Origin of the sequence: Flavobacterium panici (genome assembly GCF_903819335.1) — a bacterium.
Lineage (GTDB): Bacteria > Bacteroidota > Bacteroidia > Flavobacteriales > Flavobacteriaceae > Flavobacterium > Flavobacterium panici.
In genome coordinates this window covers 22,904-39,123 of record NZ_CAIJDE010000043.1, presented here as the reverse complement: position 1 = coordinate 39,123, position 16,220 = coordinate 22,904, and the positions used below count along the sequence as shown (strand labels likewise).

General features: G+C 35.4%; 17 protein-coding genes. 14 read left to right on the top strand and 3 right to left on the bottom strand.

What is annotated here, in order from left to right; genetic code table 11:
* Positions 1-83 precede the first annotated feature (83 nt).
* Together FLAPXU55_RS11530 and FLAPXU55_RS11525 are read left to right on the top strand one after the other, a co-directional pair.
* Positions 84-764 (top strand): 3-keto-disaccharide hydrolase, encoded by a 681-nt coding sequence (locus FLAPXU55_RS11530; RefSeq protein ID WP_180857777.1) that lies wholly within the window; start codon positions 84-86, stop codon positions 762-764.
* 15 nt (positions 765-779) lie between these two features.
* On the top strand, positions 780-1,250 hold the full coding sequence (locus FLAPXU55_RS11525) for an energy transducer TonB (RefSeq protein WP_180857776.1): 471 nt from the start codon (positions 780-782) through the stop codon (positions 1,248-1,250).
* Positions 1,251-1,278: 28 nt separating this feature from the next.
* Here FLAPXU55_RS11525 and FLAPXU55_RS11520 read toward each other — a convergent pair whose 3' ends face one another.
* Positions 1,279-1,371, bottom strand: a complete 93-nt coding sequence (locus tag FLAPXU55_RS11520; RefSeq protein ID WP_235992032.1) for a winged helix-turn-helix transcriptional regulator — start codon at positions 1,369-1,371, stop codon at positions 1,279-1,281.
* 2 nt (positions 1,372-1,373) lie between these two features.
* On the opposite strand from FLAPXU55_RS11520, the gene FLAPXU55_RS11515 reads away from it, so the two are divergent.
* Positions 1,374-1,667 (top strand): hypothetical protein, encoded by a 294-nt coding sequence (locus tag FLAPXU55_RS11515; RefSeq protein WP_180857977.1) that lies wholly within the window; start codon positions 1,374-1,376, stop codon positions 1,665-1,667.
* Positions 1,668-1,738: 71 nt separating this feature from the next.
* On the opposite strand, the gene FLAPXU55_RS11510 is transcribed toward FLAPXU55_RS11515, so the two are convergent.
* The gene (locus FLAPXU55_RS11510) at positions 1,739-2,104 is read right to left on the bottom strand and encodes a hypothetical protein (RefSeq protein ID WP_180857774.1); all 366 of its coding nucleotides are present in this window, start codon (positions 2,102-2,104) and stop codon (positions 1,739-1,741) included.
* A gap of 607 nt (positions 2,105-2,711) precedes the next feature.
* On the opposite strand from FLAPXU55_RS11510, the gene FLAPXU55_RS11505 reads away from it, so the two are divergent.
* From FLAPXU55_RS11505 to FLAPXU55_RS11475, 7 genes are all read left to right on the top strand, one after another.
* On the top strand, positions 2,712-4,091 hold the full coding sequence (locus FLAPXU55_RS11505; RefSeq protein ID WP_180857773.1) for a heme-binding protein: 1,380 nt from the start codon (positions 2,712-2,714) through the stop codon (positions 4,089-4,091).
* 83 nt (positions 4,092-4,174) lie between these two features.
* Complete coding sequence (locus tag FLAPXU55_RS11500) at positions 4,175-5,893, top strand: alpha-keto acid decarboxylase family protein (RefSeq protein WP_180857772.1); 1,719 nt, start codon at positions 4,175-4,177, stop codon at positions 5,891-5,893.
* Positions 5,894-5,935: 42 nt separating this feature from the next.
* Positions 5,936-7,930, top strand: a complete 1,995-nt coding sequence (locus tag FLAPXU55_RS11495) for a flavin monoamine oxidase family protein (RefSeq protein WP_180857771.1) — start codon at positions 5,936-5,938, stop codon at positions 7,928-7,930.
* Between the two features lie 20 nt (positions 7,931-7,950).
* Complete coding sequence (locus FLAPXU55_RS11490; RefSeq protein WP_180857770.1) at positions 7,951-9,465, top strand: ferritin-like domain-containing protein; 1,515 nt, start codon at positions 7,951-7,953, stop codon at positions 9,463-9,465.
* A 16-nt stretch (positions 9,466-9,481) separates the two neighbouring features.
* Positions 9,482-10,069: a hypothetical protein gene (locus FLAPXU55_RS11485; RefSeq protein WP_110345497.1), complete on the top strand. Its 588-nt coding sequence runs from the start codon at positions 9,482-9,484 to the stop codon at positions 10,067-10,069.
* Complete coding sequence (bufB, locus tag FLAPXU55_RS11480; RefSeq protein ID WP_180857769.1) at positions 10,059-10,973, top strand: MNIO family bufferin maturase; 915 nt, start codon at positions 10,059-10,061, stop codon at positions 10,971-10,973. The genes FLAPXU55_RS11485 and bufB overlap by 11 nt, the downstream gene beginning before the upstream one ends.
* Positions 10,974-10,982: 9 nt before the next feature.
* A complete protein-coding gene (locus FLAPXU55_RS11475; protein WP_180857768.1) occupies positions 10,983-11,822 on the top strand; it encodes an HvfC/BufC N-terminal domain-containing protein in 840 nt (279 codons plus the stop codon).
* A gap of 18 nt (positions 11,823-11,840) precedes the next feature.
* On the opposite strand, the gene ilvN is transcribed toward FLAPXU55_RS11475, so the two are convergent.
* Positions 11,841-12,338 carry an acetolactate synthase small subunit gene (gene ilvN, locus FLAPXU55_RS11470; RefSeq protein ID WP_180857767.1) on the bottom strand — a complete coding sequence of 166 codons (498 nt, stop codon included), beginning with the start codon at positions 12,336-12,338 and terminating at the stop codon, positions 11,841-11,843.
* A gap of 646 nt (positions 12,339-12,984) precedes the next feature.
* Between ilvN and FLAPXU55_RS11465 the strand changes: the two genes are divergently transcribed.
* From FLAPXU55_RS11465 to FLAPXU55_RS11450, 4 genes are all read left to right on the top strand, one after another.
* A complete protein-coding gene (locus FLAPXU55_RS11465) occupies positions 12,985-13,227 on the top strand; it encodes an outer membrane beta-barrel protein (RefSeq protein WP_180857766.1) in 243 nt (80 codons plus the stop codon).
* A gap of 316 nt (positions 13,228-13,543) precedes the next feature.
* The gene (locus FLAPXU55_RS11460) at positions 13,544-14,158 is read left to right on the top strand and encodes a pyridoxamine 5'-phosphate oxidase family protein (protein ID WP_180857765.1); all 615 of its coding nucleotides are present in this window, start codon (positions 13,544-13,546) and stop codon (positions 14,156-14,158) included.
* A 439-nt stretch (positions 14,159-14,597) separates the two neighbouring features.
* The gene (locus FLAPXU55_RS11455) at positions 14,598-14,834 is read left to right on the top strand and encodes a hypothetical protein (protein WP_180857764.1); all 237 of its coding nucleotides are present in this window, start codon (positions 14,598-14,600) and stop codon (positions 14,832-14,834) included.
* Between the two features lie 171 nt (positions 14,835-15,005).
* On the top strand, positions 15,006-16,028 hold the full coding sequence (locus tag FLAPXU55_RS11450) for an LLM class flavin-dependent oxidoreductase (RefSeq protein ID WP_180857763.1): 1,023 nt from the start codon (positions 15,006-15,008) through the stop codon (positions 16,026-16,028).
* The last annotated feature ends 192 nt before the right edge of the window (positions 16,029-16,220 follow it).

Genomic DNA, 16,220 nt, shown 5'->3' with positions numbered 1-16,220 from the left:
AAATCCAATCTTTACCCAATATTTAAGAATTTACTAACTGAAAAGACTGAAATAAAATTCAGTTTATCAAAAAAATAAACCACATGAAAAAAGTTATAGCAGCAGTTTTGATTTTATCTTTTGCACAAATAATTCACGCACAGAAAGGTTTTAAAACTCTTTTTGATGGAAAAACTACAAAAGGATGGCATACTTACGGTAAAGATTCGGCTCTGGCCGGATGGAATGTAGAAGATAGATTATTGCATTTCAATCCGGATGCGGCAAAAGACGGGCAAGGAGGAGATTTAGTAACCAATGCTGAATTTGAAAACTTTCATTTAAAATTAGAATGGAAAATATCACCAAACGGAAACAGCGGAATTATTTTTTATGTCAACGAAGATCCTCAAAAATACCCAAACACATTTAGTACAGGTTTAGAAATGCAGGTTCTGGACAACGACGGACATCCTGACGGAAAAATCACAAAACACCGCGCGGGAAATTTATACGATTTAATTGAAAGTAAATCAGAACCGGTAAAACCGGTTGGAGAATGGAATAAAGCCGAAGTTATCAGCAACAAAGGAAAATTAACCCTTATTTTAAATGGCGTTGTCGTAGTTGAAACTACACTTTGGGACGAGAACTTTAAAAAATTAATAGCAGGAAGTAAATTTGCCGACTGGGCAGGATTTGGAACATTCAAAAAAGGAAAAATAGCGTTGCAGGATCATGGAAACAATGTATGGTACCGCAATATTGAAATAAAACAATTATAAATAAACAGGAACAAAATGAAGAAAACGTTTTTTTTACTTTTTAGTTTAATCTTAATTACAAGCTGTCAAAAAGAGAGCAGTAAACCTGCAATTGTTAATCCTCCTTTAAAAGTTAAAAAAGAAGCTCCAAAAAAAGCTGTATTAGAATATGGTATTGATGAAAATGACAAGGAAATTTATAATGCATCATCAGTGGATTCCCGGCCAGAATATCCGGAAGGCATGGATAGGTTTAATATTTTCCTGACGAAGACTTATGTTATGCCGAAAAAAGCAGTTGAAGAAGAAGCGATGGGCGGTATTTTTACAGTTATTTTAATAGAGAAAGATGGAACATTATCAAATATAGAAATTCTTCGCGATTTTGGTTATGGATCAGGCAAAGAAATGCTAAGGGTTATGAAATTATGTCCTAAATGGACGCCTGCAATAAAAAATGGAAAACGAGTAAGATGTTTGTACAGCTTTCCTTTTTATACTAAGTAGGTAAATTTTTTATAAGCAAAATTGCCTATTAACTGCGGTGTTTTAAAAAACAGCCAAAATTTCTCAAAGCAATAATAACAGGAATAATGGCTTTACCGTTTTCGGTAAGGCTGTATTCCACTTTTGGCGGTACTACAGGATAATGTCCGTGTGATAGGTGCAAAAGGTATCATTACCTGCGGATATAACAATACTACAAAACCAAACACAGCCTTTGTAGAAATCAAAAGAGGTTTAGACTGGAATTATGAGTTAGAAAAGATCGAGGTTGATTCTGGAAGCGGTTTTAGTTTTGAAGCAGAAGCTTTTGCAGATCACATTAAAAACTATAATAAAAAGGAACAGATTTCAATGATGAATGAATCTGTAGATAACATATCAACTATTTTGGATATTCTGAATATCATTAAAAAATAATAATTCTTTTATCTAAAAAAAACTGCTAAACCATTCGTTTAGCAGTTTTTATATTAATTATTACAGGGTAACTATAAATTTAATATGTCAACATTTACAACACCTGATTGTTCATCTTCTGCGGTAACAGTATACCATTTGAAACCTATCAAACCTCCTAAATTAAACCGTATAATATCACCCTCTTCTGCTGGAAGAACCCAACTGTTTTGAGGAGGAGGAAACACGAACCCACTGGCGCCTGTTGTTTGATTCCTGGGAATATACGTTAGTGAGGGAATAACAATAACACCTTGTGTCAATTTAAATTCGATGGGTCTTGTATAAAATTTGTTTATAGTATTATCATGTTTTTGCTTGGGTGTCGCAGCATTAAATCCTGGACTAATGCATAATGATAATAATAGTATGGTACTAATAATAATCTTTTTTTTCATGGTTCTTAAAATTAATGGTTAATGATGGTTTGATTTATATAAAATTGATTTTCTAATTCTATAAATACTCCTTTCTGAGTATGGATTTATTTGCAGTAATATTTGGTAGTGTAGAGAATTGTCTAATAGTGAAATACATAGACGGCTTGTAGAAGAGCTTAAAGGTAAATAAAATATTACAATAACGATTAAAAAGAATAAGTTTTATTTGATTTTCAGATTGTTACAGTCAATTTTACTGTAATACAAGGTAAAGTCATTATATACTTTCACACTAAAAACCGCTGCCATAGCGGTTTTTTTGTTTTACATCATTTTGATTTTACTTCTTATTAATTATCTGTTTGTCAAAATGTAGACTTGTTGCTTAAATAAAGCATGTTTAAATAAAACGAAATATTCAAGAATGCAGCGAAATGATCTTGTGCTTTTATTTTGACCTCTCATGGATAAAAATCCCGCACTCATGCCTTTTTTTTAATTTGAACTATGGCCTCACACTAATTTTATTACAGAAATGAGATAAGATGCATGCGCTAATGTGCCTTAGAATCACTTTCCTAAACGAGACGTAACTAACCTGAAAAGGAACAAAATACATAACAAAATGGAAAATTTAAACGGTTTACAACAGCAAAAATGCCCTTATCAGGCTCAACAAGCAGCGGGAACAGCAATAACAACACCAGCTGCAGCACCAGCGGTAATTCCAGACATTACAACTCCGCTTGTATCAACAACAAATCAGCCGCCGGTTGTGGGTACTAATAATCTTGGTCTTATAAATAGTTTTATTGGCACCTGGAATAGTCCCACGGGAGCAAATGCCACAGGTTACAATGTTATGCCTTTGCCGCAAACAGATGCTCCAAGTGGTTATATCACTAAAAACTTTCCTTATTTCGAAGAAATCTCATTTTCGGCTATAGCCGGCGGTGCACCAAATAGGGAAGGGCAATACACACAGGCAAGCAGCGTGTTGTTTTATGAACAAAGAGTTTACATTGCCAACAATGCCGATCCAAACGGAGCACAGCCCATTCAGAATACTTTAATTCATGCCGAAAATGGAACTTGGCTTTATCACGTAATACAAAACCAGGTTGAAGGTCCTTATGGTCCAGGTTTTGTTCCGGATTCAAATCCAATTCCTGTACAAAATCCGGCAACTCAGTACAACAAACAAATTTCAGTACCTCATGGTGTTTCCGTTTTAATGACGGGAGGACCAGTTGCTTCGGGAACAGGAAATCCGGTTTTTCCAACTGCAGACAGAACCAAATTACCGTTTACAGATCCTACGATAATTGATCCGTCCACCTATTTGACACAGCAATTAAGCACATTGAACAACCAGGGAATTACGGTTGACAGCTACTCAAGTATTACTGTAAGTACAAATAATGAAGGTGGTGCAGTAAGCAATATAAATTTTGAAACTTCTTTTGGAAAAGTGCTTTCAATGACCACGACCTGGTATGTTGAAAATTTAAGTAACGGAACAACTCAGTTACAATACATTCAAAATATTGTTTTACAATTTTTGATTAATGGTATGCCAACTCAGTTTTTACATATCGATGCTAATACCCTGCAGCTGGTAGAAACCTTTGTTCCGGTTAATGCAAACCAGTCATGGCAAAACACTGGAATTGCCGTACAGCCAGGTAATACAATAACAGTAAGTTATGAATCTGGTTTATGGACGGCAGATCCGCAAACGAATAATGGTAACCTGTATGACGCAAATGGATGTCCGGGAATTATTGTAACGCAATCAGGATATCCTATTCAAAATATAAATATGGGCTCGCTAATAGGACAAGTTGGAAATAATGCTCCATTTTTTATTGGAAATGGACCCGTTACAACTCCTGCAGGTCAAAGCGGACCATTGAAGTTATGCATCAACGATGATTTAAACGCTGAATACGGAGCAGGATTAGCTGATAATATTGGCAGTCTGCAGGTACGTATCAAAATTTAAAAGACTAATATAAATCTCTTCAGTTTTATGCTGAAGAGATTTATTACTGAAAACAAAATACTCCTAATTCTAATAACCAAAAAATGAAACCTACCAAAGAATTTACGGTCGCAGATTATCTGCTAACCCGACTCAAACAATTAAATGTCACCGAGGTTTTTCAAATTCCGGGGGATTATGTAAAGCATTTTACACAGGCTCTGGAATACTTTGACGGAATTGAAACCATTGGAACTTCAAACGAACTAGACGCTTCTTACGCGGCAGATGCTTATGCACGTACCAGAGGTTTAGCTGCCGTATCTTTACAATACGGAGTAAGTACTTTTAGCGCATTAAATGCTATTGCAGGAGCATATGTAGAACGCAGTCCTGTTGTTGTAATTAGTGCCACACCCGGAGCAGATGCACGACAAATAGGGAGTATGTACAATGTACTTTACCATCACTCTACAGGTAATCTTAACGTAGATCAGGAAGTTTATGAAAGAGTAACTGTTGCTGCCGAGACACTAAGCACTTCTGCAGGCGCCCCTGAAAAAATTGATAAATTACTTATCGCAGCACTTACACACCAAAGACCTGTTTATATAGCATGTTATAAAGAGGTGTGGGGCGAACCTTGCCCTAAACCTTCCAGTAAAAAACTAGAACCTGAAATAATAAAAAGTGAACCAGCGGCACTTGAAAATGCTGTTTCTCAGGCATGGTCACAAATTAGTCAGTCAAAAAATCCTTTGATTTTTGCCGGAGTAGAGCTCTTGCGACATAAACTAACCAAGCAATTAGAAGAACTTATTAAAGCAAGCGGAATGTTGTACACTACAACTTCACTTGGAAAAACGGTTCTCGATGAGAAAGGCGATAAATTTATCGGTACCTATTCTGATCAGGCTTCAATACCCGAAGTTATAAAATTAGTCGAAGCTTCTGACTGTATTTTATCCTTAGGAACTATTATTACCGATGACTATTTATGGCTGGTAGAAAATAAATTTTCGGATATGATTCAGGTAACTACTCAGGAAACGAGAGTTGGTTATTTTACCTATTCAGGAGTAACTTTAAAAGACTTTATCGAAGCCTTAACAGAACGCTTTAAAAGAGCATCAGGATATCCTTTAAAAGTAATAGCTCCGGCTCAGCCAAGATTCCCGGAACCATGGAGATCGAACTCTGATCCTAAATACGATTTAACTCCGGAAGTAATAACGTTTAACCGCTTTTTTGAACATGCAACATCTTTTCTGAAAAAAGAAAAAATGCTGGACGATATTGTAATGACTTTCGGTGTAAGTTCATCAATGTACGTGGCTACCAATATTTACGGATTATCTCAAAACGCTTATATTTCTTCGGCTGCGTGGCAGTGTATTGGTTTTGAAACCGGTGCAGCTTCAGGAGCTCAGTTGGGAAGCGGTAAACAAGCCTGGACTGTAGCCGGTGACGGTGGTTTTATGATGATCGCACAATCACTTTCTACCCTTGTAAAATACAACATCAACTCCGTAATCTTCGTGATGAGTAATGGTGTATATGCAATTGAGCAGGTATATGTCGACATGGACTCCTTTAAAGCAGGCCCGGATCATAAGTTTGATGCATTTGATATTCTTCCAAAATGGGATTATCAGGCACTTGCCAAAGCATTTGGAGCAAACAGCTATCGTGCTGAAACTGTTTCAGAGTTAGATCAAGTACTTCTAAATCTTAAGAAAAAAACAAATCTTCCAACTCTGGTAGAAATTGTAATTCCTCAAAAAGATCTGGCACAGCAAATGGCAAGATTGGGAAATGAATAAAACCACTATCTATAACTACTAAAAAATCTAAAACATACTATCATGAGCAAAAAAACATACTCTATTTTTGGAGCAGGTGCAGCCGGACTCTATACGGCGTGGAGATTACTCGATGGAAAATCTAAACTCGCCAAAAACGAAAAAATGCTCGTTAAGGGCGATGTATTAGAACTTTACGACTGGGGAAAATATGATTTTTCTAAAAAAAATCCGGGAACCAGAGAACCGGGCGCACGTGTTTGTACATGGCATTATAAAGACGACAAAGACAATTCGTACCTTGAATTAGGAGGTATGAGATATTTATATTGGGATGGAACTCCTCAGGGGCCGGGACACCGTTTAGTGACTAAAACCATTGAAGAACTGGATTTAAAGAAAGATTCAGTTCCGTTTAATGAATCAGCAGACCCATTGATGTCTTTGCGTTCAAAAAACATGTATATCTCAGATATCAATTCTAATCAGCCAGCTCCGTATTTCGCAAACAATTACGCTCAGGATGCTCCGCCAGATGATGGTTTTACAACCATACAATCTGTAGCAATCACACAAACATCAGGGCCGACTACCCGAAGAGAATGGTGCAAATTTTATGAAGAAGGAAGGATCAATATTGATATGCCTGATAGTTCAATCTACCAAAAAGGAGATTTACTAAAAGAAATTGGATATTGGAATCTGGGTTATGATATGCTTGACCAAGAAGGATTTAGCTACTTATCTGATGGAAATGGCTATAGTTCAAACGTAGTAAACAGTAATAGCGCCCAATCATTTAATGTGAATGATGAGTTTCTTCCGGGAACAGAATACAAAACTTTAATAAAAGGATATTCCAGCTTATTTGATTCTTTATTTGAAGAAGTGGAAAAACTGGCAAAACAAAAAGGGATTACTCTAAATTATTATCCAAACATTAGATTGCGTTCTATTGTGCACACTAAATCAGGAGTGAATTTTACAACTGCAACACGCAAAGATCCAGATGCACTTGCAGAAAGAAAAAAATGTGATGCAGCATTTCTTGCTATGCCTAGAGCAGCAATTGACTTAGTAGCGCAGGCAAGCAGATACAGTGATGAAGAAGCAACCGATGTATTAAATCATGAAAAAGTACAGTTGTATTTAGAGTCTGTATTAATGGAACCTTCATACAAAATAGGGATGTTTTTCGATACACCTTGGTGGAGAACAACCGAAGCCGGAAGCCCAACGTATCCTGCAAAACTTACAAGTTATTTCCTGACACAAGAAGGAATTGAGAAATTAAAAAAAGAGGGCTTTCCTTCTAACTATCTTAAAAAAATAGAATCGGCTAAAAATCCGGCTATTATTGTTAATTCGTTTAACGATAAGGTAAGCTTTATAACTGCTGTAGAAAATGCAATCGAAGAACGTTTAACTTTTAAACAAGAAAAACAAATTTCGACTGTAGCCGAATTAGATACTATTGGGCCAAGTATTACAGATATGCCTATTCGCCAAGTGGTTTATTTTGGTGATAATGCCAGAGACGGAAAAGGAAAAAAAGTATACGGTATTTTGGCCAGTTACGATGATATTCAATATTCAACATTCTGGAAACCTTTAGAACTTGGACCAAATGCTACGCGCGAAATTCCTGAATCCAGAGACTGTCAGCCGCTTGAAGGGCCAAGAGAAGCTACTCCGGTAATGGTGAAAATGCTTCGTTCGCAACTAGCGTCACTGCATTTTGGACCGCAGGCTGATTATTCGTATGTGCCAGAACCTTTAGAAACTAAATATATGGACTGGTCGCTTCCTCCATTTAATGCAGGATATCATGCCTATAAATCGCACTATAATTTAGGTGATGTACAAAGAAAAATTAGAAAACCATCTCAGCTTGTTCCAAACACAGACTGCGAAATTTTTATTGTAGGAGAAACGTATTCAAACGATCAGGCTTGGGTAGAAGGCGCATTTTGTACTGCTGAATCTGTTTTGAATGATTTCTTTGGAATCGAACCTATTATTGACGAAAAATACTATCCATTTATCAGTCCGGAATAATCTACTTTAACCAAAAACAAATGAAAACCAAAAAACTATTTAACTTTTCTACTTCGGTAACAAAAGACAATATCAAAGATGTAATGCAGCAGGCAATTGCACTGGAGCTTGCTACTATTCCAACGTATTTATCGACTTATTATTCGATAAACAGAGCACAGGATCAGGATAAACTGTATGCTAAACTTCATGCGCAGCTTTCAAAATCCGGCGTGCGTACTGCTGCCGAAATCGACCAACTGGCGCAAGAACTGAAACTCGATATATTAGTTTATTCGAATAAATCGGCTGCCTTAATTATGAGCGTTGTTATTGAAGAAATGCTGCATCTGGCACTTTCATGCAATGTGAAACAAGCAGTTTGTCAGACGGCACCTGATTTAATGGGAATTGGAAAAGTATTAACATTTCCAACACAATTAGACGGACATATTCCTGAATTTCAAATTGATGCAGCAAAATTGTCATTGAAGCAATTGACTACATTTTTACAAATTGAAAGCCCTGAACCGTTTAAAGATCCTTATGCAAATGCACAATTACTGGATACTGTTGAATATCAAACGATTGGACTTTTATATGAAATGATTATCAAATGTATAAAAGAGGATTTCCCGGGACCTTATGAGCAAAGACCACAATTGCTTCCGCCGGATAATCCGGATCGTCCGAGACCGTATTATTCTCAAAATTCAATGAATACGGTACATTATGACAGAGATCACAATCCTCAATTTGCCAATACAGATGATAGTGAAGGACTTGTTGGCGTACACGACGCTCACTCGGCAATTGAAGCTATACATCGCATCATTGAACAGGGAGAAGGAAAAAGTAAATACAAGCAGCATACTTTAATTTGGGGCGAAAATAAAATGCCGGTACCAATGGATATTGTTGATGGCAAAGTAGTTTTTTGGGAAGGTGATTATGATGATTCCGGGAAAGAACCTGCTCATTTTGCCAAATTTCTTGAAGCCTACACACTTGGCGGGCATTATCAGCAAAAGTTCCGTAACATTCAGGGATTAGATGATTTCTTCAGCTATTTTGTATATGATACTGATGCTAATCCTAAAACAGCCGATTATATAGCTTCGGGTAATCAGGCACTGGCATTATGTTCACAATTAGGTAATGCAGTTTTTGCTTATATCCTCTTAATGATTGAAGCCTGTTACCATAAAGACGAAAGTACACAATACGATTTATTCATTTTTGGTATTCATAAATCAATGATTTGGCTTTTAAGCGGTGTTGGTAATCAAATTAACCAATACACTTATACCAAAGGCAATCAGGCTTATAAAGGCGCTTTAACATTTGAACCTTTTTCATTTGAGCAAAGTTTCTTAAGACCAAAAGCACAAATCATGAGTTTGGTTGATCAATTAGCGAAAGCCGACCCTGTAAATTGGGGCTGGGCTATAAAAAGCGAAAACTATTTCCCGTCTTTACCAGACGTAGGATTAGATTACAGCATTGAAGCCGATATTCCTAAAGTACCAACTACACCTTATAGACACAATCATTAATATAAAAGTATACAACATGTCAGAATTAGTAACAAAAGAACTTCATGTATGCATGGGGCTTAATTCATGCAAAAATGCGGGATATTCAGGAAATAATGATTGTGCAGGCCAAGGTGATTGCTCAACAGCAGTTGGTCATCCTTGTCACACTTTAAATGCTTGTAAAGGGCAGGGAGGCTGCGGGATTTTTGGTACAACAGAAGAACTTTGTCATCCGGGCGAAAATGATTGTCGCTACCAAGGAAGCTGCGGTGTGCCTATTTTATCTTCTCGTTTTATGGCACAAGGGCCTAACAAAGGACTTAGTGTCTGGCAATTAGCAAGAATACGTTTTGAAGAAAAAAGAATAAAAAAGGGAGAATCCTTTGGCGAAGCTCCCCAGCAATATGGGCCAAGCGATGAATATGTAAACTCCATTCGCGGCACTTCAGGTGTAGATTATTCTTCTTGCGGACAAAGCGGTTCAAGATCTTGTTCCTACATTAATAATCCTGCTGAAAGAAAAGCTGCGGCAGCGGAAAGAGTTTTGAAAATGGAAGAAGAAAGCGCTAAAAAACTACCGGAAAGTCTTTCAAATTGTCAACCCAAAAATAATGGACACTAGACTTGGATTACCCAATTTAGGATTGGGATTAGGACTCAGAAGCCAGCATTTTGAACATATTCTGGAGAAGAACCCTGCCGTAGATTGGTTTGAGGTAATTTCTGAGAATTTCATGGATTCACATGGACGTCCAAGATATATTTTACAACAAATAGCAGAAAAATATCCCGTGGTAATGCACGGGGTATCGCTTTCTATAGGAAGCACTGATCCCTTAAATTTTGATTATCTGAAAAGTTTAAAACAACTTGCAAGTGAAGTCAAGCCAGCCTGGATTAGTGATCATTTGTGCTGGACAGGAGTTTTAACGACCAATTCGCATGATTTACTGCCGCTTCCGCTAAATGAAGATTCATTAAAACATGTTTGTAACCGAATCAAACAAGTTCAGGATTATTTAGAACGACCACTGATTGTAGAAAATCCAAGTACCTACGCAGCCTTCAATAATTCGACCCTTCCGGAATGGGAGTTTTTACGAATCATGACCGAAGAAACTGGCTGTGGATTACTCTTGGATGTAAACAACGTTTATGTATCTTCTTTTAATAATGATTTTGATCCTGTAGAATACATTAACGGAATTCCACATGATAAAATAGTTCAAATGCATTTGGCAGGTCATCAAAATTGTGGCAATTATATTATTGATACACACGATAGGGAAGTAAATAATCAGGTTTGGAAATTGTTTCAAAAAGCTTATCAATTAGCCAATCAGGCATCCATTTTATTAGAATGGGATGGTAATATTCCGGCTTTTGATGTGTACCATTCTGAATTACTGAAATCAAAACAATACATGGACGCAGCATTTGTTGGAGTTGAAAAAGAAATTTTTTCTACTGATGAAGAACAAGTTTCAAACCCATTGAATTTATTCGCTGTAGACAAATTTTTATAAACTCCAAAAATGCAGAAAACGGTAAAAATACCATTAAAAGACTTTCAGCAATGGATGCAGCAGCTTTTGCTTGATCCTTATCAGCAAACAGGAATAAACCCTAATGATTTGCTTTCGAATGCAGAAAATGCAGCTTCAATTGAAGATGTAATTTGTCATTCGGAAAAACTTACAGCTCAGGAACATTTAGCCATTTACCAGCGAAGTTATATTGCACGACTGCGAAATTGCATGTCGCAGCAGTTTAGTGCTTTAGAATATGCTTTAGGCGAAGCAATTTTTTGCGCTTTCGCCGATGATTATCTGGCTTCAAAACCTTCTTATAATTACAATTTATCTTTTTTAGGAGCTCATTTTGCAGAATATCTGGAAAATAACAGACCCGATGCTGATGAAGATATAAAAGAAGATTGGATTGATTTTATGATTGAACTCGCCAAATTTGAATATGCTATTGGTGTTCTTTTTGATCTAAAAGCAGACGAAAATTACCAATTAGCCACAATCGATACACCTGAAAATGAACTAAAATTGGTGCCTGTATTTGCCTTATTTAAGTTCCAGTTTCCTGTTCGAAAATATTATTCTGAATTTAAAAATAACAAGAATCCTGATTTGCCTCTTCAAAAGGAAAGTTATTGCGTGGTTTTGAGACACAAATTTAAATTAGCAATTTACGATCTGCACAAAGAACAATATGATTTTTTATGTTTTTTGAAAGAGCATAAGAATATTGCTGCAGCAAAAGAATTGTTTAAAATTGATTATAAAGAAAATGATGTTCAGTTTGAAGAAGTTTGGAACAGTTGGAAGGAGCGTTGGGTTGGTGCTAATTTTTTTAGGTTTTAATGGAATTCAAAAATTATACTATATCTCAAAAGTGCCACTATTTAAAGTAACAGCAATTCGGGCACTTTTTATAAATTCGATTAATTCAAATTCCTTTAATTCAGTAGCCAGATTATTGATTTCATTTTCATGTCCCGTTACTTCAAAAACCGTAAAATCTTTTTCGATAGTTATAAATTGAGTATTATATTTTCTAAGTAAAAAATTCATTTCTTCTTTCATGATGCTCGAAGTTTTTACTTTAAATAAACCCATTTGTTTCCATACGATTTCGTCGTTTGTGCTGCAGTAACATTTAAAAACCTCGATAATTTTTTCGATTTGAAGCGCTATGTTTCTAACTACTTCAAAAGTATCATTGATAACGAGCGTGCAACGGTACATTTTGTCGATTTCACAAGTTGAGATATTGAGACTTTCCAAACTAATTTTTCGTCGGGAAAGTATAACGGTTATTTTATTCAGTAATCCCATTTGATCTTCTGTATAGGCGGTTAAAGTATATTCTTGTTTCATTTATTTTTTAATTATTTGTAAGTAGAGTTTTTAGAAATAAAAAAGCCTTTCTCGTTTGACAGAGAAAGGCTTTTATTATGCAATAGAATCCTGCCTCGTCACGGTAGACGAATAATGATAATTGCGCTAATAATAATTTGTACTGAATTTTTCATGTATATTTTAAATAAAAAAACCTCCCAAAAAGGGAGGTTTTAAATTGTATCGTGTACTTATTTATATAACATCCCTGATCATTATCGAATGATAATAATGCTGCTAATAATAGTGATGTTAATTAAGTTTTTCATTTTCTGTTATGGATGAGCGACAAATGTATTGATTTTTATAAGATTACAAAATTTTTTTTTGAATCAAGTAAAAAGTAATTTTTTAACACATAGAAACATAGGTTTTATGTGTGCAAAAGAATATAAAAAGAAACATGTTTCTAACATATAGCCCGTCTATGTGTGTTGTAAATAAGTGAAACGCCTTTTTTAAAAGTGCTAAAGCTATGTTTCTATGTGTTTAAATTTCTTTTAATAATCCAGCCACAATTTTAGCATAGAAGCTTTTGTTCTGCTTACAATTACAGCCTCGTCTTTGCTGTGTTTTATCTTAAGCTGTAGTTTCCCATTAAAATAATTATTTAAACAGTAAAGGATTGATCACTTTTACGGCTGGTCCTCAGTTCAGTTTTTTGGCGAGCGGTAATCAAAGTGTTTTAGATAATAGTAAAAAACTTTTCAAAAAAACCGATTTTGCCGTTGTTGCCGGAGCCGAAATCAATATAAGACCCATTACGATTTATGGAAGATATATCTGGGGATTTTCTGATGTGAGCAATTTTGGCGAAAAAGCTAACAGCCAGCAAATTCAGACAGGATTATCTGTTCGTTTGTTTTAAAATAATGAACTCCTGGAAAATAATAAAAGGGCTTCTGGTTACATTGGTAATACTGATTATCTCCTTATTTTTTCTAATTAGCACAGCGATCACTTATATCCTGAAAGCGAGAATAGAACTAAACGAAAAAATAGACAGCAGTTTAGGTGTTAAAAAAGATGATTTGGTTCGCTAGCAATAGCGAACCTTTTTTGTTTCTACATATATAATAATTATCCATCATAATGTAAAAATTGTCCATTTCATATTACTATATAATAGTTGAACTTTGTAATGCACTACAGAATAGATTTAAGAACAATTTAAATTTTCTATTATGAATTACGGACAATTAGCTTTTACAGATACTATTAAAAAAATGCAGGAAGAAGCGGGAAGCAGAAGCGCTTATGATCGCATGGAAAAAATGTCGGTTGTAGACGGATTGACAGAAAACGAAATTAACTTTATAAGTGACAGAGATAGTTTTTATATGGCCAGTTTTGGAGAAAATGAATATCCATACATTCAGCACCGAGGCGGACCAGCAGGATTTATTAAAGTAATTGATGATAAAACAATTGGAATTGTTGACTTTTCGGGCAACCGACAATATATTTCTACGGGTAATATTTCTAAAAATGAAAAAGTAGCGCTAATTATGATTTCATACCCGCAAAGAGCCCGATTAAAACTGTATGCAAAAGCGAAAATTGTTAATTTAGAAGAGAATAAGGAACTATATGATATTTTAAAACCAGAAGATTATAAGTTTCGTCCGGAGCGCATGATGGTTTTTGAAATTCAGGCTTACGACTGGAACTGTCCGCAGCATATTACGCCGCGTTATACTACTGAAGAAATTGAACAGGCATTATTGCCACAGAAAAAGTATATTTCTGATTTAGAGAATAGGGTAAAAGAGCTTGAATTGGAATTATCCAAAAAATAATTAGAGAAAAAACGGTTATTCTTTTTGAAGAATTTAAAATAAGTAGTCGAATCAAGTTCTTTTTCGAACTTCTTTTTACAGCATATCCCTTTCATTTTGAATTGCCTATCTTATCATTTTGAAAGGTATTTAAAAATAAGCGGGCTATTCTTTTTTTGTAGTTTGTTGATAGTTAGTATTTTGCTTTTATCTAAAATGCTCTGGCATGTCATTTGTTTCTGTTAGAGAAATTTAAATAAATCAATATCAATTAAAACAATATGAAAGCAGATAAAACAAGGAGTAAGGAGATTACGAAACTATATGTATCAAAAAAATCTTTGCAGAATAAAGACAGGTTTATAAATTTAATGGTTTTTGCCATCGTTTTCTTTATTGCTGTTTTATTAATCTCTAAAATAGTTTAGGTTTTATAGTAACAGAATTTATTTTAAAGATTATGAAAATTATAAATCCTATTATTGACCCTAAAATAAACTTAACTAAGAAAAATTTCTTTTCGAATTCATTCAAAAATAAAATAGAAACATCACCAGTTAAAGAAGCTGAAGAATCAGTTGATTCTACTATTGAAAAAAACCGAGTTGATCATATTTTTTGGATCAGACAATTTTTAAAGAACTGTTATAATTTGTTGATGAAAAGTGATACAGGAAAAATCTACAGAAACAATTGAAAAGATAAAAAGGATATTTACACGAGATGAATTTCCTGCTAAAACCTAAAAGCATATTATGTGTTCGTTACGATAAATCTTAGCAAATGATAACAGTTTCGACATAAAGAGTATAGTTTCACTCAATAATGATGCGTATATTTGGAATTATAAATTATAACAATGCTATCTATGAAAAAAATAGGATTTTTATCGTTTGGGCATTGGGCCAATCATCCATCATATAAAGCACGTACAGCAAGCGATACACTTCTTCAATCAATTGATTTAGCTGTTGCTGCAGAAGAAATAGGCATAGACGGAGCTTATTTCAGAGTACATCATTTCGCACAACAACTTGCGTCTCCATTTCCTTTGCTTTCGGCCATTGGAGCCAAAACAAGCAAAATAGAAATTGGGACAGGCGTTATCGATATGCGATATGAAAATCCTTTGTATATGGTTGAAGATGCCGGTGCCGCAGACATAATTTCAGAAGGACGTTTACAATTAGGAATCAGCAGGGGATCACCGGAACAAGTTATTGACGGCTGGCGTTCTTTTGGTTATGAACCTTTAGAAGGGGAAACAGATGCTAATATGGGACGTAAAAAAGCGTTGGAATTTTTAGAGAGATTAGACGGTGTAGGATTTGCCGAGCCAAATCCATATCCGATGTTTCCAAATCCGCCCGGATTATTGCGTTTGGAACCACATTCTGAAGGATTACGCGATCGAATCTGGTGGGGAGCAGCCTCTAATGCTACTGCTATTTGGGCAGCTGAAAACGGAATGCATCTGCAAAGTTCGACGTTGAAATTTGACGAAAACGGAAAACCTTTCCATATCCAGCAGGCAGAACAAATCAGGATATACAAAGAAGCCTGGAAAAAAGCCGGACATAATCGCGAACCAAGAGTTTCGGTAAGCCGATCTATTTTTGCTCTGGTAAACGATCAGGATAAACTTTACTTTGGAAATCAGGGTAAAGCAGCCGATAGTTTTGGCTATATAGAAAGTGATAAACGTGCCATTTTCGGAAAAAGTTATGCCGCCGAACCGGATAAACTTATTGCAGAGCTTGCTCAGGATGAAGCGATTCAGGAAGCAGATACAGTATTGCTAACTATACCCAACACTTTGGGCGTTGATTATAATGTACATATATTATCTTCAATTCTAAAATACATTGCCCCGGAACTGGGCTGGCGTTAATTTTTTTAAATAAATATAAAAGAGGCTGTCTCAATTTTTGAGACAGCCTCTTTTACTATAATTAATTTGTTTTTAGGGACTAAATTGGTCACTTTTGGTATCCGATTTATCATTCCATAGGAAATGTTTCGTAGGTAGAAAAAATGAAGATCAGTAACATTTACGTTCCGTAGAAACGTTTGACAGATCAGA